Consider the following 17,291-nt stretch of genomic DNA (forward strand, 5'->3'; position numbering starts at 1 on the left):
TTTATGGTAAATCAGCGTTATGGTTAAATGACGCGCTTTGCCAGCCAGGTAACCATAGAGAAGAGAGCAGAAGAGCTCTACATATAATCCTCGCTGCCCTTTATTTAACATAATCTATGGACTCCGAAGTTTCAGAAAATGACAAAAAGCCCCATATAACAGGGGCTTAGATAGTATTAGTGAATTCTCATATTGAGAGGGTCAGGCGGCGTCTGAGCTGCTTTTTTTGAATTCTTCGCGCTTGTGCTTACGACGTTCTGCCATGTTAGACAGCATGACAATATCCAGGTCTAGCTCTAAGTCAAAAGCAATCTTTTCTGCCAAATCTTCACCCATTGGCTTTCCATTTCTCCATCTAGAAACGGCCTGATGAGTAATACCCAGATATTTTGCAACAGCATAGTCGCTTTGAAGCAGCCTTACGCGCTTTAGCTCTTCTAAAAGTTGCAGTGTAGTAATCATTTTCCACCTCCTGAGCCAAGCATAAACCAGGTGACTGCAGGGTGCACCATAGCAATTCTCAATTGCGTAGTATGTGTGTCTGGTTTTATAGTCACTTCCGTTGTTCGCTCGCTTACAGAGATTGCAACGCGGTAGTTTTAGGACACGTCCAGTCGTTACCGTGCTCTGTAAGTGAGCGCCGTCCCAGAGACGGGCAACACGGGCTAACAACTACAGGACTAGCGCTATGCCAGAATCAATAAAAACACCTGCAAAAACAAAATTCCCGAAATGTGAGCCGTGTCAATCACGGCTTGCCTTCATTGAAGCTTACCGGGATATTCGTACCCTTTATAAACCTCTTGAATACCTCGGTGAAGACTCTCGACAGTCTGACGCAATTAAAACTTCAGTACATCGAATGATCAATTCTATGCCATACAAAAAGGCACGGTTTTATGATGCTGCAGCAGAGGCCAACCGCAACCAACGCTATTCAGTATTGTTTGAGGAAATGCATCTGAAATTAAGGGCAGCATTGCGTCTGTATAATGACATAGCCGTGAAAGGCATGATGCCAGAAACTGCACTCGCTCAGCGTGATGATGAGGCATTTCTCTAAATGAGCATGTACGACCTGACCCAAAAGCAGCGTAAAGACCGCCCGTTGGCGCGGTTGAACGCTGTTATTCTGGAAAAGGTCGCAAAGATGCCGTCCAGTTCGATCGCGTTTCTAACGTCAAACGGGCGGGGCATGCGCAAAAGCTTTGTCTCTGATATCTGCAAAGTCATGACCGTTCTGGTCAACGAAATGTGCATGCGCACACGCAAGGTCGGTGTTGCCACGAAAGACGGCTTTGCCTTGCGTTCCTGGGCACAGATTGCTGAAGATGCAGATCTTCCTGTGTGGCGTGTAAAGCAATGCGTGAATTACGCCAAGAAAAAGGGCTGGGTAACATCAGTCCAGCCCCGCGAGAAGTACACAGGTAAAGATAACCAGGAAAAATGGCGCGGCCTGGCATCCATCAAGCGCGTTACAGAGCAGTATTTCAAAGACATGAGCATTAATGAGCAGTACGAGGAGGCCAAGAAGGCCGCTAAAGACTGGCTGAAACGCTATGCTCGTCGCCTGGGCCGTCCGGTCAAGTACATTCAAACCCCAATTACGCTGTTACGCCGTCGCCGCAAGGAAGCGGCACAGGCGCAGCAGCACGCCCACACAGACCCCATACCCATTTAACCTGGCCTTTGCTTTATGCCCCTTAACTGGGGCTTTTTTTGTTGTGCCTGTTAAATGGTGTGTGAGATACGTCACAATTAAAACGGATGTATGAATAATCCAGATCCAAAACGGATCCGAATCGCGATCCATTTCCTGGCTAAGCTGCTCATTAATCACACAATCTGTGGATAAGCCTGTGTGTTGTGATTTTTTACTACTCCTAGTTCTTACTACTAGTTGTCCGGCCTAGTATCTGGACTTCATAGTCTTCGACTAGAACGATGATGTTAAGGACAATAAGAAACTTATAACCTTATCCCCGCAATAACGGGGATAAATGAGGCAACGGCGCTTCATGCTCGCAAGCGAGCTGGCGCCTCGGGGCACTTGATGCGTCTCTTTTGTCATTCGACAGCGTAGCCTGAGCTTTTGGCGGGCTCAGTGGAGAGGGTCGCTTCGCTCCGGCTTGACAGAAAGCGAAGGGCGATTCGAAATAGGGCTAATTTCTCAGCCTGTAAGCAACAGGGTTGATATTAATGAAAATCTGACTAGTATGTCCACTGGACGTGTCCAAAACGTTATGAGCCTTTCAGGAGCGTTTATGGACAACAAAGTTATATCAGAAAATTTAAAACTTCAGAGCGAGCACCTTTCTTTCCTGCAGGGAGAGTGCCAGCGTCATGCAAAGAAACTCGCCGCAAGACCCTTCATCAAAACATTCGAAAGCTTATTAGAGCTGGCAGAACTCCAGCATACCAACCAGTTGCAACTGCTGACGGTGTTATCCGGCCAGGCCGGGGGCACCAATGCTTGAATCTTGGCTAACAAATGACTTTCGGGATGTAGTTCTTATCGCTGCATTCTTCGGTTCGTTTTGCGGCAGCATTATTTCAGGTTTTATTTTTAAGGGGGCGGAATGAGCATTGAAATTGTGACCCCTGAAAATCGTCTGAAAGTTATTGCTGTGATGGCAAAGGATGTTTTCGAAGATATTTACTCGGGCAAATACAACACAATTGGTCGTCCTAATATCACCAGTATTCAACATGCTGCGTCACTGCCTGCTGAAGATTGGGAACATGCCATTGATGAATTTCGCGTTTTTTTAGAGCGATACGACCAGATTGTTGGAGAATGCCAATGAGTGATCCGAATGTTTTAGGTTACATCGTATGCCAGACCTGCAAAGAACCTAAGGCCATCAAACAAGGTACGGGCAAGCGTTCTCGGTTTGTGCATGGTCGATGCTCATGTGGGCCGGATATGCGTACAGGGACGGCAGCACAGGTCGAAATGAAAGCGCATTTGCCTCTGGAAGAGGTTCAGGCGCAATTATTGGCAATGAATACGGTATCTGAGCCAAAAGACGAACCCAATCTAACCCCATCCGAACCTGAATCGTTGATCGAACCGGAAACCAAACCAAAGCCCATCGAAGGGGAAGTAATTCCCAAAAATGAACCGGAACCAAAGTCAATGAGCGAGACGGCGTGCGTTGGCGTGGGAGCGGTTTTAGGGTTGCTTTTAGGCTATGCAATAAAAACGGCGAGGGCTGCACTGTGAGTGATGTATTAGAGCATGAAGGCGAACTATTAGGGGTTGAAACTCATAGCGAGGCCGACGAAAAGGCGCTGCTGGGTTCCTTGGGTGATGATCAGGATTTCGACCCGTCCGGTATCACTGCAGATGAATCGGTATCTGATGCAATGATGCTGGAGTTCGCCGCCGCTGAAGCTGTGATGTGGTTGGGTGTCGGTGAACTGTTCCTGCAGGAAATGGTTCACCCTGATTTCCATTTCAATGAAGAACTGGCCGAGAAGTTCGGCAAGAAAGCCGCACCGCTGATGATGAAATATGGTGGCGAGCTTCCGCCCTGGCTAAAAGAGTACAAGGAAGAAATTGGTTTTGCTGCAGCTGCTGGCGCGCTTGGGTTTATGTCCTGGCGCCAGATTAAGGCATTGAAAGCGGAAGATGTGGAAAAAGACAAATCGGATAAACCCGAAACAGATACGGAAAAAAGCGAAGCAGCTTAACTACCCATTTCATTTTATTAAGCCGTTCACAAGAGCGGCTTTTATTTTTCCCAATTCAAACCAAATAAAGGGAATGATAAATGCAACCTATTAACCCAAATAACGAACTAAAGAACCATCATACTTTTGCTGTCGGCATGCCCGGCAGCGGTAAAACCAGTGCAGCTAAAAAGCTCTTCGTGAAAGCGACTGACCAGGTCGCGATATTTGATCCCGTTGGGGATTACTCAGGCATGCTGGCAGGCCGAAAAGTCCGATCATACTCCAAGCTCAAGGACTTTGCCGCTGCATTGCTGGCTGGCCGCAAAACCCGTCAGGGTTTCAAAATTGCCTGGCAGCCCAGGCACGAAACGTCTGCAGATGATTTTGACCAGTTCTGCCGTGTTGTCTGGGCTGTAGGCGATGGCAAACACCCAAAACCGTTAAAAATTATCTGTGAAGAGGTGGCGGAACACTCGTTAGGGGCAGGTAAAGCCGTTGGTTACCATGGCAAAATTTTGCGGGTTGGTCGTAAGTTCAACTTGCACACCATTAATCTGTTTCAGCGAGGCCAGGAGGTCAGTAAAACCATTATTGATAACTGTCGTTTTGCATGTGTCATGATGCAAAAAACAAATGCCAGTGCGCAGTATTTAGAAAATATGACCGGAATATCGGCAAAGGAGATAAACAATCTGGAGCCATTGGATTATTTATTACAAGACGGAAGGACATATAAAAAAGGCAAAATACGCTGGTAAATTTGAACCAAGTCAAATTTATTGTAAACCCGATTCACAATAGCGTTAGGTATCTAACCAAATCTTTGTTCTGTAATAAGAGCCGACTTGATAACCGATATCAGTCGGTTTTTTTATTTCTAATGGAGATTGGTCATGAATGCAAAAAATAAAGGTTACCTGGTAACTGCGGTAATCGCGCTTATGGTTGCTGCGGGTGTGGTCTGGGCGTCGAACAATGTTGACGCGGTAGAAAACGCGATCGGTTAACCGTTCGGTTGACTGTCCTTTGGTAAATCAGAGAGAAGAAATTATGGAAACTAACCTGATGAATACCATCTTCGCACCGCGTCCAAAAGAATTGGATCCGGTTGAAGGTGTGAACTGGGGAAACCGTTGTTCCCTGCGTATCGTGTCCGGCCCTACCTATCACGATATCGAACTGGTGACCAATATCACCAACCCTGCAGATATTGAACGCGTTGAAGTGACCCTGAACGGTAGCCCGATCATTAGCTGTTCCGGTGAAGCGCTGGAAATGATGCAACTGCACCGTAAGAACTACGTTCAAGACGGCCGTTACGTGATCTCGTTTGGTGATGCGACCCTGCGCACCAAAGCGGGTGTACGTATGTCTGACCTGGTGACGCTGCCTGGTGAAATCTGGTTTGTCTATATCCAGCTGAAAGAAACCCCGTCAGCCTCAGCGCCAACCATTCCAACTATTCGTGCTCGTGCGCATGTTCTGCCGGCACAATCAGAGCGCTTTTACATGCCTCGTATCAAGCAGTTGACCTGGCATGCTGCTGCAGCTGGTCGTACGCCGTTTGATTACCCTGAACGCTCCCCGTTCATCAACATTCGCCGCATCCATATGAGCGATCCAACGGACAGCATTGACCGTGTTCGCGTCATTCGTGACAACGTGGAAGAGCTGAATGTCCGCCGCGCAGATAACGACTTTGACTTACTGGTTGCCAAAAAGGATCCCATTCCCGGCTGGTTATCACTCAACTTCATCCGTTACGGATTCGGCGCGGAAGGTGTGCTGAATACGGCCGCACGTTCACAACTGCAATTTGAGCTGGATAAGTCTGCCCCTGGCAGTATTCCTGTTCTGATTGAGTTCGTAGAGCAGGTGAAGCCGTTTCCGTCTCAGGTAGCAGCCTGATAAGGGGGTGACAATGTCACTTTGGGATAACTTCGGTGAATCGCTGGGTGGTGTGTGGGATTCGGTGAGCAGTGGAGCAGGTCAGATTTTCGATGCAGTGGTTGACTCAGAGGTTGATCGCGTTAAATCCGCTGACCCTGCCTCAAACCGACCTAAAACCGATGCAGCGCAGCAGCCAGGCGGCCAGCCCATACCAACACAGTCACAAGGCTTTGTTGTTGATAACAAGACTCTGATGATTGGCGGCGGTATCGCTGCTGTGTTGCTGATTGGGCTGGTTGCCGTCATGGGGAGGCGTTGATATGCCTATTTTGTTATATCCGGTAGTGGGGGCCATTGCCGGATTCATCGGCGGATTTTTTACAGGCAGCTCAGTAGGCGATGCCGTGATTTGGGCTGTTGCGCTGGTTGTGGCGTGGTTCGTCTGGACACGGTTCTTTGCGGGAGGTGGTAAATGATCCCGCAAATCCCTGGCATTTCAAACACAGGTCAAATGCCAATTGACCTCAGCGCAGGGCCGTCTAACGCCTCGGGCTACCAGAACGGCACATTCCGCACGGGTAACATCTCGTTTGGCAATGGTGGTGTGCCGTGGTGGGTTGTGCTGCTCCTGGCAGGCGGCACGTTGTACTGGCTAACCAGCAAATAGGGGGGAGACGTATGTTTAATGTCATTCATGCTGATAACCCGTCTGTTGCTGAGCATTTAGAGCGGCTGCGTGCCGCTTTTGCGGCCATCGATGACCGTGAGCAGCAATATAACGAAATGGTTCAAGGCATCCAGTCTGGTGATATCAGCCTGTATCACCTGAAAGCTGAGGGTGTTGATTTGTCTCTGGCTGGCGAGATTGACGGGCCTGAATATTTCATCTGGGCGGTTGCGGGTAAAGGGCTGAAAGCCGGTATTGAAGAGCTGGCACTGCGAGTGAAAGAAATCGGGCTGGATTCCATTACCTGTGCCACTGGCTCCCGTTCTGCGGCCCGCTTGTATCGTCAACGACTCGGAGCGGTAACGACCCGCCGTGAGTTTTTGGATAGTGGCGGGTTTGTTACCTGGCACAGACTGGAGGTGTAACCGTGGGTGGTTCTAAATCTAAATCCAATCAATCAACAACCAACGTCAGCGGCCAGAATGCGATTCAGGGTGACAACCTGGGGATCGCAATCTCGGGTGTCAATGGCTCAACCATTAACGCGACCATGACTGACCACGGTGCGGTAGAGGCGGCGAGTGAGCTGGCCATGTCAGCGCTGGCCAATAATACCAAAACCACAGACAGAGCATTTGATTTTGGTGATAAGGCGCTCGACCGGTCTTTGGACTTTGGCGAAACCGCATTAGAGGCGAATACGGATATCGCTAAAACGGCCATGAATACACTGGCTGAATCCAACGGTGAAAACATGCAGATGTTGGCTGGTCTGGCTGGTAATCAGGCACAGCAGAACACGCAGAACCTGAACACCATGATTGAGCTGGCAAAACTCAAAGCCGATGGGGGCCAAACAGAAGTTGCAGGCGACATGAAAACCGTTGCGGTTGTCGCGTCTGTGGCTGGTGTTGGCATGTTGTTCTTAGTGTTTTTGATGCGGGGTAAATGATCATGTTTCGTCAATTTATGCCCGCCCGGGCAGAACGCCAATATCAGACACTAGGTGACTTCGTGTTCATCGCAAGCGCCCCTGGCCCTGTGCGTATTTCAACAGAGAACGGCTATTACATCCTCAATGTTGGTGCCCAGGTTCAGAGTGACAAACTGATTGGAACGGTCACGGTTGAGAACTGGAGTGATCTCGATGGCCAGATATCCCTGGTCTCAGGTTTTGGCCGTTACACCCCGCCTGCAGACGGGCAGAAAGTTAAAGTCACGGAAGCGCCTCCAGTGGTCATTGCTGAGGGCCAGCAGGTTGCTGTGAGTTCATTGCCTGCTGTTGAGATTGCGGCAAATCAACAAGTCGCGGTGAGTCAGATGCCTGACGTACAGCTTGCAGCTAACCAGCAGGTTGCCGTGAGCCAGCTGCCAGCCGTTCAAGTTGCGCCTGACCAACAGATTGCAGTGAGTCAGCTGCCAGCCGTCCAGGTTGCGCCTGACCAGCAGATTGCTGTGAGTCAGTTGCCAGCCGTTCAAGTTGCAGCAGATCAACAAATCAATACGCGGGCTGTATTGGCCTCGTCGGTCGTCACATCAACTCTCACCATTACAACCGGTGCTGCTGAGTTGCCTGCGAATGCGTCACGAATGCGTGTAATTGTTCGTGCAGCTGATAGCAACACACAGCCTGTGTTGATTGGTGGTGTTTTCCCGCTGAAACCAGGGGAGCGCGAAGAATTCGCGATCACCGGCGCACTGTCTTTCACTGGTTCTGACAGCGAAACAATCAATGTTATGGAGGTGCTGGCGTGAGTGTATTGAAATCACTGCCTACGGGCAGCACCCGACAGAAAATTGAGTTCATTGCGGATGAAATGGATAAACGTTTACCCGCCACTCATATGTCATTGTTGCCAGGGCATCCCTTGGTCGGAACTGGTTGTGTTCTGAAGGATTCTGGCGGTGCGCCTGGTTTGGTTTCCAATGCTCAGACATACCGCCGTGATCTGTGTCCATATGAGGCAGTCGGACCGTTATCACCGTTTGATTCGCCATTCGCCAAGCTCCTGGAAGGTAGCGGAATGAGCGGGAAGTACGACTTTCTGATGTTACCTGATGGCGTATTTTCTGAAGTGACGCACATGGACGTGTCCCTTGAGGTCAACATTTCGTTTTACAGCACTGCGGGGTACAGCAATACAACGGCTGTTATTGCGGTGAACTATTACCGGCCCGACGGTTCGTTGTATGGCACAGACACATTGCCAGTTGGCCTCAATGGGAACGAATGCGGTATGAATGTCCGGTTCCGCCGTTGTCTGCCTCGTAGTTATACGATCGGTTTGGGCCTGGCAGGTAAATCAGGGAACTACTCAATGTCAGACACTGTGAAATATCACGTCACGATGAATGTTAATGCTGTTTATAAACATCCATCATATGCGGAATGGAGCTGGTAAACATGAGTGTATTGAAATCACTGCCTACGGGCAGTACACGGCAGAAAATTGAGCACATAGCCCGTTCAGTAGATGGATTGGCGTTTAATCCACTGCTGGAAAACATTCAATATGAGCAAATCAATTCACAAAACGGTTTGAAAATTTACCTGGTCAGTAACTTGAATACGGGACAAATCGTATTGTCGCTGCAGGAATCAGACTGGGCACATTTGGGTGTTGATAATCAGTTTGCCGATGCGGAAAACAATCAATTTATTCTGCCTGCTGCACCGCCAGAAATGGTGGATTACATCGCTAATAACTGGACGTATCCAGTATGGGCTAATCGAAAACCTGGGTTTGTTTACTATCTGATCTCATCTCAATTTGATGTGAATTTGAATATCAGTAAATCAGATATTCCAGTGGGTAATCAAGCGGGCTTTGTTGATCATTTCAGTGCAACGCTTCTCGGTAAAAACGACGCCGTAAACTACAGCGGAAATACTGAAAAATTGGTGACGTCACAAACCATTACCGAAGAAATGGTTAACGCCATGCAGACCCCTGTGAGCATGGTCGGCGATATCCAATATCACATGGTACCAGCAGGGACGGCGCTGAGTTTAAAGCTGAACCGAAAAAGTAAAACTGGCGGCACACTGAACGCTATCAACATCAGTGGTGACGTTAAATTACAGGTGCACGGAAAAGTAACGGTGATCGCATGACGGGGCGGTCTCTACTGATTGCAGGCGCGGCTTTGCTGGTTGTAGGGGCCGTCGGTGTTTGGAAAAAAAAGGAGATAACAGACATGTTTGTACCTCGTGGTATCCGAAACAACAACCCGCTGAATATCGAATACAACAAAGCCAACGACTGGAAAGGCCAGACAGGCTCAGACGGCCGCTTTGCGATCTTCAGTAATCCGGCTTACGGGTTCCGTGCCGGTGCTCGCGTTCTGCGCAGCTATCAACGGCGCGGAATTGTCAGGCTGAATGACATTATCAGCACGTTTGCGCCAGCAAATGAGAACAACACCGCGCTTTACATTGAGCACGTTAGCCAGTGGACAGGCTTTGCGCCTGACAGTCTGATTGATGTGTACGACGTGAACCAGGTAACACGACTGCTGCGCGCCATGGCCCGTAAGGAAGTAGGGCACCAATACACAGACGCAGAAGTCCGTGAAGGGGTGATGCTGGCATGACCCGCGATGATGTTAAGCGTGTCGCGCTGACTGTTGCAGGCACAATTCTGGCGGCGTATGCCGTTAAATATCTGAAAAAACTGGAGCTACTCTAATGGAAAAATGGATTAAAGAACGTCTGGCAGAGCCATCAACGAAAAAAGGGATCGCGCTGCTTGGTGCTGGTGCAGCACTGGCGTTAGGGCATCCCGAATTGATTACGGCCAGCGTAACCGCTGAGGGTGTTCAGTACGGTGGTATTATTGGCGCGGTTGTACCGGTTGTGCTTGGTCTATGGGAAACAGTGCGCCGTGAGTTTCAGGATTAACGGCTATGGAGTTGGTTAACCTATTCGTCAAAATGAATGAGATGGGCCTCAGTCCGACATTAGGCGTGCTGGTTTATCTCATCTGGAAGATTGAGCGACGGGTAACGGTTCTCGAGATCAAGAGCAAATCCTATGGCTAAATCAATGACCGTTAAACAGGCCGGACGCAAAGGCGGCAACGCGACTAAACGCAAATGGAAGAATGACAAACGCTTTGCGTCTTCCATGCGTAAGAAACTCAGCGCCGCAGGCAAAAAAGGCGCTCGTAAGCGCCACGGGTAATTCACTTGAATTTGAATCTCAAGGCAAACTGATAATTTGCAGCAGACGGTTAAAATACAAGTGCTAATTACCTATTTTATGGTAAATCAGCGTTATGGTTAAATTGAAGCCCCGGATTTAGGGGCTTTTTTGTGTCACAAAACTTTTAAATATATTTTATTAAAACTGATTGCCACGCTAAAGTTGTAGTACATTAGTTACAGTAAAATACTCGTGTATAGTAAGTAACAGCTCAAACTGTTTACTAAGACAGAGAGTAGGGTTGTAAGATTACTTTTAAAGCATCGTGATTTACATATGTAATTGACTTTTATGGTTTTTATTTAAGCAGGGATAGGTTGATGAAAATGGGTAACTTTTCGTTCTATGCGCCTATATTGGCATTGTTTATAATCGTGGCACTTATTGGAATTAATGTTGTTTGGAAAAATGTATTATTAAAAGATGTGGTTATTGCTTATTTTGCGTTAATAGCCGCATCTGTTGCATTTTCAGTGGCTCTATTCTTTTCTTTAAAAAGTGATAAGAGTGTGAACGAAAGTAAAGTAACTAGCTATATCATACATAAAGGTGATGGAATATCTGTTCATGATCTCAAGGTTCGTGCCCCTCGATTTAATCACAGGTTTGATGTCTATAACAGAGAGGACTTAACTCAATATTACGGAATACAAGATTCATCCTTGGTCAAAAATCTTGATTATGAAGGAAGAAATGTTTTATTTGATAAAGTTTGTGATGTGGCTAAAACTATATTAATAGGTGATTTGATACATAACTTTCCGGATTGGGACGCTCAAGATAACCCATTAAGACAAGGTGGCGGTAAAAGTTTTAGAATAGACCCTCAACATGCAGGTAAAGATACATATATATCTTCATCTCAATTGCTTGAAGTGTGTGGGCTTAACTATCCGGAAAGTAAACTAGTATCTTTGTCTCTTAGTAATGGTATATTCTTACCTCCTCAAACGAAAGTTAATAATTCTAAGGATGGTCTCATAATTGAAAATGAATTTGTCAAATTAGAGTTTCACTTCGACATCAATATAAATTATGAATCAAACCTTAAATTTTACGATAATGGATACCCTTTCACCATTATGGATGGGAGTCCTCATGAGTATAATGCTTATATAATGTATTCCTCCTTGATAACCACTTATAAAAGTTACAAAGGCCATATTAAAATGGATAGATATAAGAAATGGGCCAAAGATATAAATGAAGTTTTTTATGCCACTTTTTCAACATACCCGAGGGGGCATGATTTATATACTGGATAAATTTAAAGCCGGGTGAACCCCGGCCTTTTTTTTAAGAACGTTTCAACCTTTTCTGATTCTTCATAATTAATCGCCAATTATCATTACTTTCGACTATCTTCGGTATAGTTAGATCCCTTGCTGTAAACTCTCGACCTGTTGGAGTTATCAACCGTTCTCCACGGATTTGAAAACCTTGCCAAGGTTTTGATGAAGGCACAAAACCTCTGTGCTTCAAAAGTAACAGGCGTGCTTGAGCAACAGGCCATGAATGGTTGGCCATATAGCGATAAATAGACGAAACTGAACAGCCTAAGTAGCTAGCCGCCTCTTGTGGTGAATCAAACTCGTATAAAAAGATGTCGTTCAGTTGCCGTTGGATGTAACCGCATGAATACAATTCGTCCTGAAATTGAATGTCCCGTAGGCGTTTCGACATGTGATGTACCTCAAAAAAATCACCAAAAAATGAAAAATGATGATTTCGAGGGCTAGAGCGCTTAGTTACGCCCAAAGCCCCCAAAAATCTGAGGTAAGCTGTCACATGTGATTGCCTGATAGGCTTTTCTCTGTTGATATTTCTCTCTTTTGTGATATTTATCAATTACATAGTCATTTAACATAATCTATGTTATGCGCACTGAGCGGTGTTTTATTAACATTCAATTTGACCATTTTTGCCCATGCCCAATTCTAAAGTTTTACTATCTTGCTGTGACTTTTTTGTCTTTTTACATCAAAAACTTACAAACTTTCATTCTGGATTTTACTCTAGAAATGGACTTTCTTTTGTCATTTAATTGCGCCGCCAAGAAATTTAGACATTTCTGCTTTTTTGAGATCAATCGGACTAATCTTTTGTTTTGATGGAATTGATAGGAAATTTCATTCGAATCGCTTCAGAAAATGTGAGACTGACCCATGCTGCACAAAGCCTTTGTGACTCTTTTCTGGCAGGTTTTTGATGATATCAAGCCTGCAGCCGAATACTTTCACGTTCGGCCGATCACAGTTAAACGATGGTTATCTGGATCCGTTGACGTGAATCCTATGGCTGAAAAGCTTCTAATAATCCGTGCACGCGGATATTTGCCTGATGATATTCGGTGGCGTGGTTTTCGTGTCGATGAGGAAAATGCGGTGATTATCACCCCTGAAGGCAGACGATTTAGCCCGAAAGAATTAGATTCATGGGCTGTGATATATGATCGCTATCACGCCCTGAAGCGGATGTATGAGCTTGACTATGTGCCCGTTAGAACACATGTTGTCACTCCGATGCCATTCCGTGGTGGTCGTCGAATCCAAAACAAACAATGCGATACATTAACAAAAGACAAAAAAAAATCGCTAAGAAAGAAAATAAAAACATGAAATGGAAGAGCTTGGAAGTGAAAACTCCCAAGCTGTAAGGACCTATGCAATTATGAAGTGTAATTTATTATTCATTCCTCCACCAAAACTGCATTCAACAACCCACCCATTTTGAGTAAGAGTATCTTTAATACGTTCGCTAACTTCTAGAATCACACCGGTTGGAGTATTAGGATAGCTTAAAGGTTCATTGACATATCCGTGACTTTCAAGCTTTTCAACAAGAATGTTTAATGTCGATTCATACTCTTTGTTGATAATTTCAATATTGTTTCTGATAAAATCACTCTTACGCATGTCAAAGTCCTTATTTCCGCTTCTTGTGTTTAGTAGGATCTACAAGTTCGTATTTCTGTCCCTTCTCTGGAGTTGGTGGTAGAGGCTCTCCCTTAACTATTGTTCGTTCTTGACCAGTTTTCCCACCTCTTGGACCAACAATTTCATATTGACCTGATTTATCAGCTATTTCACCGGGTTTCTTACTGCTCATAGTAATCACCTTTACGTTGATGGACACAATAAATATGAGGTCAAAAAATACTCAATCAAGCAAGCGCAAAGAAAAAAGAAGTTACCACCAAATAATGTTAATAATTTGACATTTTATGTTGATAAATCTTTCCTTATTTGGTTTTTATTACCTTCCCTCCCTTTTTATATCTATACCCTTTTTTTAATTTTCCTGTGCGTGAATTAATACCCTTTGCCATGTTTACCCCTTAATTTTCTTAATCACCAGAGCAGCGACCACAACCACAAATCCGGTCATGATCATTGCGCGCTCTGATACATCTATTTTGATGGTGACGGGCTCCGGTGTATCCACCGTCACCCCGAAGTTGGTCGGAATGCTCATAGTGATTGCGTCCGTATTTCCAACACAGTGATACGCCGTTCAATCTTCCACAACAGGGCCAGTAATACGCCCGCTGTGGGACTGAGGCCCATCGCTGTGAGTGTTTTGAATAGCTCTATCACTTCCATGGTTTACGCCTTCAGTTCATCCCGGATAGCGTCATAGGCACCGACCACAAACGGCACCGCCATGCCAATCACTCCGCCCAGTTGTACGCCAGCGTCAGAGACTTCCGCGCTGAACAGATGGCCGTAGCCAAAGACAGCCGCAATAGTTGAACCGACAAGCGCCAGACCGCGCCACGTTGATGATTGATTGAATTTAATCACTGTAATTGCTCCTTGGTAATGGGCACATTAATCAGAGCCCGGTACTGTGTTTTTAACTGGCCGCCCCGGCTGCCGAACAGCTCATAGAGGGCGGTCTGATAGTCACCTACGCCCCATAACACGCGCTCTGCTTCCGGGGTTAGCCTGAAATCGTCAGTCAGGTAGAAATCCCGGATTTGCAACGGGGTCAGTTCGACAGGCTGCCAGCCGTTGAGCTTGGCAAACAGGTCGCTCAGGGCTTCCCCTGCGGGCTTGGTGGCTTGCGCGGCTACACCGTTCAGTAGCCGCTGGGTGACATACCAGACCGCTACCCCGGCGGCCACGGTCAATAACCATTGGTTAAGCTGCGCTGATACCCGCATTCAACACCTCGACGCTGTAGGGTTGCTGGCCGTTTTCGTGGCGGATAATCACCGGGACTATAGCCATGGCCTGAGATTCAGACAGGGCCGTGTCCGGCGTGACGCCCAGCGAGTTCGACACGTGATTGACATAGGACGCGGTGTCATTTTCGACAGGCGGTGCCCAGCGATTGATGATGCCGCGAACCGTCATCAGGCCGTATTTGTTCCGGTAGGTTTTCAGGGTCCGTGCCAGCGCCCGGATCCCATTTTCAGGAGTATCGAAAATCACAAAACGGCCATCGTCACCGACACGGCCACGCCACTGTGTACCGTTGTCTTCGATGTTCCCCGGATTGTTATTTCGAATACCGCGCGGAGTTTGAGCCTTATACATCGTCACCCCCGCCAGTATCACCACTCCCACCATTAGCAACGTTTTGTTGTTCCACATGGTCGAGATACCTTTGATGTTCTGTAATCAGCCAAGCGTAAGACGCCTGAAAGCCTTCCGGTGAAAGCGTTGCGTTTGATCGGGCGTCGGTATACTCAATTTCACCAATCCCGATCGCATCATTGAAATGAACAGCCCATTCGCCGTTCGTCATTTCAAAGCCGCCAATTTCCGCCATGAAGGCAGGAACACCATCAACAACAATGACTTGGTCATAGGTCACAGCTGCAATTTTCATGTTTAAAGTTTCCTTATCCAGATCACGGCAATGGAGAGCTGCCTTGTATCCACCTCACCTACCTCACCCACACTCACCCCGTGAGCATGAGAACCGTTCGAGCCTGCGCTGGATGTCGCGGCGTTTTCCTGACGCCATTCGTAGTCTTTAAACGAAATTTTTGCATCAGCAGTACCGCGCCAGACGAGCGCCTGCCCGTTATGGTTGTGCGCTGGCATTTGAGATTGTGTCAGCGTGTGGTTTTGGACAGTTACGGCAGGCTTTGTCGGGCGAAATGAGTCACCCCCGAAATTTTGTCCTTTGGCGTATTGCCCGCCCGCACCGACAACGGCCCGGTCAATCATGTCTTCGGCCAGTTCCCAGCCGAGCGGGATATCATCCAAGGTGCCAGGGTGGATCCGTAAATCTCCCGGCTTCCATTGCCGTGTATAAACGCGGGGCATCAGTTCACCTCCGACATACACCGCACAGTGCTGTCAGTCGCACACAGCGCAAACACAGCGGCCTGAGTGCTGATCTCAATCTCGCCCGGCCCATCTACAAGAATCCCGTTTGTGGTGTCCAGATTGGCCCCACCGATATAAGTCGGTTGATCAACCTGAATCAGCAGACTGCGACGGCCCAGACGTAACGGGGCCACTTCAGCGACGACATTCGCTGTCAGGTTGGCTTGATGATTCAACAAAGCACTGCAACCAACCAAACTCGTCTGGCTGCGGTCATCGGTCATCTTGCCAAGACCTGCCCAGATCACGATATCTTGAGCAGTATCAGACTCGACCCACACCCGGCGGTATTTCGTCGGGTATTCGACCCCTAAGCCCTGATAAAGCGTGATGGTTGAATCGTCGCCCTCTTCAAACTCAAAACGAACCTGAATGCTTTCAGATGCGCTAAGTACCTTGAAAAAACGCCCGGTCACCGCAACGGGTTTCGTGGCGCTATTGACATTGATTTTGGTCACTGACATTTAGCGCCCCTTCTTTGCGTAAATGGCAATTGCAACGGCGACACCCACGGCGGCCAGTGCGTAATACTTGGTCATGTTTTCCATGCTCATAGAACTGGTTGCCCCGGTCATGGCACGGGCCACATCCAGCGCCCCGGACGTTGAACGTTCAGACGCAGACAAAGCTTTTGTGACAAGGTCACCGCTGTTCTCAATTGCCATTTTTGACACATTTTCATTGGCCTGAATGGCCTCTGACCCAAACCATGACATTTCACTGAGTGCCGTTTCCCCAAGCCCGGCCATACGCTCTAATGCGCTGTTTGTGGTGCTTTGCATCCCAGATAAAGCCGCGCTAACCGCACCGTTATCCGTGATCGTGACATTGGAGTTTTTCAGGCCGCTGATGATGTTCCCTTGGTTGTCATCAGCGTTAGTATTGGCATTGTTAATGTCATTGGTTGTGACGGTCTGATTGGTACTACGTGAGCCACCGAATAAACCCATGGTGCCCCCTTAGCGCTTTGTCGCAACGTAGCCAAAGACCACAATGGCCGCGATTCCTAGCCACATCCAAGGGGGCATGTCACCGCCTCCTCTTGGTGGGTTGTAGGAAAAATCCAGACTGTTTGTGTACTCGCCGCCTTGTGCGTTTGACGGGCCAGCATTACCGCCCGTAAGTCCGTCGAGAGATGGCATACCGGGCATTGCCCCGCCGCCACCTCCGCCGAGGACAGATGACATTGCTGCCATTGTGATTGGATCCATGTGGCCCCCTACTTTTTAACCAGCAGGATAAGGCCAACGAAAGCCAAACCGCCCATAACGTAATACACCTGAGGCCCGGCAAGCAGGCCGCCACTTGGGGCGGACTGCTGTGGGTTCAGCTCTGTAACTTGGTTTTCTTTTTCCGGTTGGTTGATCACCGCAGACTGACTTTGGCCGCTGGCATCAACACCGTGTTGAATACGTTCATATTCAAGGTAGGTGCCTGCCAGTTTGCCAAAGATATCCATGGTGTTATCCATGAAGCCGGATGACCAAGATTGAGTTGCTTCAGCCATTGG

34 protein-coding genes are annotated in these 17,291 nt (G+C 47.6%); 20 read left to right on the plus strand and 14 right to left on the minus strand.

Annotation, left to right across the window (positions count from 1 at the left end):
* Positions 1–201 precede the first annotated feature (201 nt).
* A complete protein-coding gene (locus D6M16_RS11040) occupies positions 202–462 on the minus strand; it encodes a helix-turn-helix domain-containing protein (RefSeq protein ID WP_120511971.1) in 261 nt (86 codons plus the stop codon).
* A 226-nt stretch (positions 463–688) separates the two neighbouring features.
* On the opposite strand from D6M16_RS11040, the gene D6M16_RS11045 reads away from it, so the two are divergent.
* The 19 genes from D6M16_RS11045 (at position 689) to D6M16_RS11130 (ending at position 11,704) form a co-directional block, all read left to right on the plus strand.
* Positions 689–1,063, plus strand: a complete 375-nt coding sequence (locus tag D6M16_RS11045; RefSeq protein ID WP_120511972.1) for a hypothetical protein — start codon at positions 689–691, stop codon at positions 1,061–1,063.
* Positions 1,064–1,681 (plus strand): hypothetical protein, encoded by a 618-nt coding sequence (locus D6M16_RS11050; RefSeq protein WP_120511973.1) that lies wholly within the window; start codon positions 1,064–1,066, stop codon positions 1,679–1,681.
* Positions 1,682–2,264: 583 nt separating this feature from the next.
* Entirely contained in the window at positions 2,265–2,477 is a 213-nt protein-coding gene (locus tag D6M16_RS11055; RefSeq protein ID WP_120511974.1) for a hypothetical protein, read from the plus strand.
* 102 nt (positions 2,478–2,579) lie between these two features.
* Positions 2,580–2,807 carry a hypothetical protein gene (locus D6M16_RS11060; RefSeq protein WP_120511975.1) on the plus strand — a complete coding sequence of 76 codons (228 nt, stop codon included), beginning with the start codon at positions 2,580–2,582 and terminating at the stop codon, positions 2,805–2,807.
* A complete protein-coding gene (locus D6M16_RS11065; RefSeq protein ID WP_120511976.1) occupies positions 2,804–3,226 on the plus strand; it encodes a hypothetical protein in 423 nt (140 codons plus the stop codon). The genes D6M16_RS11060 and D6M16_RS11065 overlap by 4 nt, the downstream gene beginning before the upstream one ends.
* Positions 3,223–3,696 (plus strand): hypothetical protein, encoded by a 474-nt coding sequence (locus D6M16_RS11070; protein ID WP_120511977.1) that lies wholly within the window; start codon positions 3,223–3,225, stop codon positions 3,694–3,696. Before D6M16_RS11065 ends, D6M16_RS11070 begins: the two co-directional genes overlap by 4 nt.
* A gap of 80 nt (positions 3,697–3,776) precedes the next feature.
* Positions 3,777–4,436 carry an ATP-binding protein gene (locus D6M16_RS11075; RefSeq protein ID WP_120511978.1) on the plus strand — a complete coding sequence of 220 codons (660 nt, stop codon included), beginning with the start codon at positions 3,777–3,779 and terminating at the stop codon, positions 4,434–4,436.
* Positions 4,437–4,728: 292 nt separating this feature from the next.
* Positions 4,729–5,586 (plus strand): major capsid protein P2, encoded by an 858-nt coding sequence (locus tag D6M16_RS11080; RefSeq protein ID WP_120511979.1) that lies wholly within the window; start codon positions 4,729–4,731, stop codon positions 5,584–5,586.
* Between the two features lie 13 nt (positions 5,587–5,599).
* Positions 5,600–5,887: a hypothetical protein gene (locus tag D6M16_RS11085; protein WP_120511980.1), complete on the plus strand. Its 288-nt coding sequence runs from the start codon at positions 5,600–5,602 to the stop codon at positions 5,885–5,887.
* Position 5,888: 1 nt separating this feature from the next.
* On the plus strand, positions 5,889–6,044 hold the full coding sequence (locus D6M16_RS22215; protein ID WP_162940989.1) for a hypothetical protein: 156 nt from the start codon (positions 5,889–5,891) through the stop codon (positions 6,042–6,044).
* A 202-nt stretch (positions 6,045–6,246) separates the two neighbouring features.
* A complete protein-coding gene (locus D6M16_RS11095; protein WP_120511982.1) occupies positions 6,247–6,660 on the plus strand; it encodes a DNAase in 414 nt (137 codons plus the stop codon).
* A 2-nt stretch (positions 6,661–6,662) separates the two neighbouring features.
* The gene (locus D6M16_RS11100; RefSeq protein WP_120511983.1) at positions 6,663–7,187 is read left to right on the plus strand and encodes a chemotaxis protein; all 525 of its coding nucleotides are present in this window, start codon (positions 6,663–6,665) and stop codon (positions 7,185–7,187) included.
* Between the two features lie 2 nt (positions 7,188–7,189).
* A complete protein-coding gene (locus tag D6M16_RS11105; protein WP_120511984.1) occupies positions 7,190–7,990 on the plus strand; it encodes a hypothetical protein in 801 nt (266 codons plus the stop codon).
* Entirely contained in the window at positions 7,987–8,637 is a 651-nt protein-coding gene (locus D6M16_RS11110; protein ID WP_120511985.1) for a hypothetical protein, read from the plus strand. Before D6M16_RS11105 ends, D6M16_RS11110 begins: the two co-directional genes overlap by 4 nt.
* Complete coding sequence (locus tag D6M16_RS11115) at positions 8,625–9,350, plus strand: hypothetical protein (RefSeq protein WP_162940990.1); 726 nt, start codon at positions 8,625–8,627, stop codon at positions 9,348–9,350. Before D6M16_RS11110 ends, D6M16_RS11115 begins: the two co-directional genes overlap by 13 nt.
* An 83-nt stretch (positions 9,351–9,433) precedes the next feature.
* Positions 9,434–9,829, plus strand: coding sequence for a virion protein (locus D6M16_RS11120; protein ID WP_120513127.1), 396 nt, complete (start codon positions 9,434–9,436; stop codon positions 9,827–9,829).
* Positions 9,830–9,923: 94 nt separating this feature from the next.
* Positions 9,924–10,136, plus strand: a complete 213-nt coding sequence (locus D6M16_RS11125; RefSeq protein WP_120511987.1) for a hypothetical protein — start codon at positions 9,924–9,926, stop codon at positions 10,134–10,136.
* Positions 10,137–10,268: 132 nt separating this feature from the next.
* Positions 10,269–10,418 carry a hypothetical protein gene (locus D6M16_RS22220; RefSeq protein WP_162940991.1) on the plus strand — a complete coding sequence of 50 codons (150 nt, stop codon included), beginning with the start codon at positions 10,269–10,271 and terminating at the stop codon, positions 10,416–10,418.
* Between the two features lie 341 nt (positions 10,419–10,759).
* On the plus strand, positions 10,760–11,704 hold the full coding sequence (locus D6M16_RS11130; RefSeq protein ID WP_120511988.1) for a hypothetical protein: 945 nt from the start codon (positions 10,760–10,762) through the stop codon (positions 11,702–11,704).
* A gap of 31 nt (positions 11,705–11,735) precedes the next feature.
* Here the strand turns inward: D6M16_RS11130 and D6M16_RS11135 are convergent, their stop codons facing one another.
* A complete protein-coding gene (locus D6M16_RS11135; RefSeq protein ID WP_120511989.1) occupies positions 11,736–12,122 on the minus strand; it encodes a DUF3653 domain-containing protein in 387 nt (128 codons plus the stop codon).
* Positions 12,123–12,604: 482 nt separating this feature from the next.
* Between D6M16_RS11135 and D6M16_RS11140 the strand changes: the two genes are divergently transcribed.
* On the plus strand, positions 12,605–13,057 hold the full coding sequence (locus tag D6M16_RS11140; RefSeq protein WP_120511990.1) for a phage protein: 453 nt from the start codon (positions 12,605–12,607) through the stop codon (positions 13,055–13,057).
* A 42-nt stretch (positions 13,058–13,099) separates the two neighbouring features.
* Here the strand turns inward: D6M16_RS11140 and D6M16_RS11145 are convergent, their stop codons facing one another.
* From D6M16_RS11145 to D6M16_RS11195, 12 genes are all read right to left on the minus strand, one after another.
* A complete protein-coding gene (locus D6M16_RS11145) occupies positions 13,100–13,354 on the minus strand; it encodes a hypothetical protein (RefSeq protein WP_120511991.1) in 255 nt (84 codons plus the stop codon).
* Positions 13,355–13,364: 10 nt separating this feature from the next.
* A complete protein-coding gene (locus D6M16_RS11150; protein ID WP_205576876.1) occupies positions 13,365–13,547 on the minus strand; it encodes a hypothetical protein in 183 nt (60 codons plus the stop codon).
* A gap of 222 nt (positions 13,548–13,769) precedes the next feature.
* Positions 13,770–13,913: a hypothetical protein gene (locus tag D6M16_RS22225; RefSeq protein ID WP_162940992.1), complete on the minus strand. Its 144-nt coding sequence runs from the start codon at positions 13,911–13,913 to the stop codon at positions 13,770–13,772.
* A 131-nt stretch (positions 13,914–14,044) separates the two neighbouring features.
* Positions 14,045–14,242, minus strand: a complete 198-nt coding sequence (locus tag D6M16_RS11155) for a hypothetical protein (RefSeq protein WP_338048219.1) — start codon at positions 14,240–14,242, stop codon at positions 14,045–14,047.
* A complete protein-coding gene (locus tag D6M16_RS11160; protein WP_120511992.1) occupies positions 14,239–14,604 on the minus strand; it encodes a hypothetical protein in 366 nt (121 codons plus the stop codon). The genes D6M16_RS11155 and D6M16_RS11160 overlap by 4 nt, the downstream gene beginning before the upstream one ends.
* Complete coding sequence (locus tag D6M16_RS11165; protein ID WP_205576877.1) at positions 14,582–14,980, minus strand: structural protein; 399 nt, start codon at positions 14,978–14,980, stop codon at positions 14,582–14,584. The genes D6M16_RS11160 and D6M16_RS11165 overlap by 23 nt, the downstream gene beginning before the upstream one ends.
* Positions 14,973–15,275 carry a hypothetical protein gene (locus tag D6M16_RS11170; RefSeq protein ID WP_120511994.1) on the minus strand — a complete coding sequence of 101 codons (303 nt, stop codon included), beginning with the start codon at positions 15,273–15,275 and terminating at the stop codon, positions 14,973–14,975. The genes D6M16_RS11165 and D6M16_RS11170 overlap by 8 nt, the downstream gene beginning before the upstream one ends.
* A gap of 2 nt (positions 15,276–15,277) precedes the next feature.
* A complete protein-coding gene (locus D6M16_RS11175; RefSeq protein ID WP_120511995.1) occupies positions 15,278–15,718 on the minus strand; it encodes a hypothetical protein in 441 nt (146 codons plus the stop codon).
* Complete coding sequence (locus D6M16_RS11180) at positions 15,718–16,245, minus strand: hypothetical protein (RefSeq protein WP_120511996.1); 528 nt, start codon at positions 16,243–16,245, stop codon at positions 15,718–15,720. Before D6M16_RS11180 ends, D6M16_RS11175 begins: the two co-directional genes overlap by 1 nt.
* A complete protein-coding gene (locus D6M16_RS11185) occupies positions 16,246–16,731 on the minus strand; it encodes a hypothetical protein (protein WP_120511997.1) in 486 nt (161 codons plus the stop codon). It abuts the gene before it with no gap.
* A 9-nt stretch (positions 16,732–16,740) separates the two neighbouring features.
* Entirely contained in the window at positions 16,741–16,992 is a 252-nt protein-coding gene (locus tag D6M16_RS11190; RefSeq protein ID WP_162940994.1) for a hypothetical protein, read from the minus strand.
* Between the two features lie 8 nt (positions 16,993–17,000).
* Positions 17,001–17,288, minus strand: coding sequence for a hypothetical protein (locus tag D6M16_RS11195; RefSeq protein ID WP_120511999.1), 288 nt, complete (start codon positions 17,286–17,288; stop codon positions 17,001–17,003).
* Positions 17,289–17,291 lie beyond the last annotated feature (3 nt).

Source organism: Photobacterium salinisoli, from assembly GCF_003614885.1.
Lineage (GTDB): Bacteria > Pseudomonadota > Gammaproteobacteria > Enterobacterales > Vibrionaceae > Photobacterium > Photobacterium salinisoli.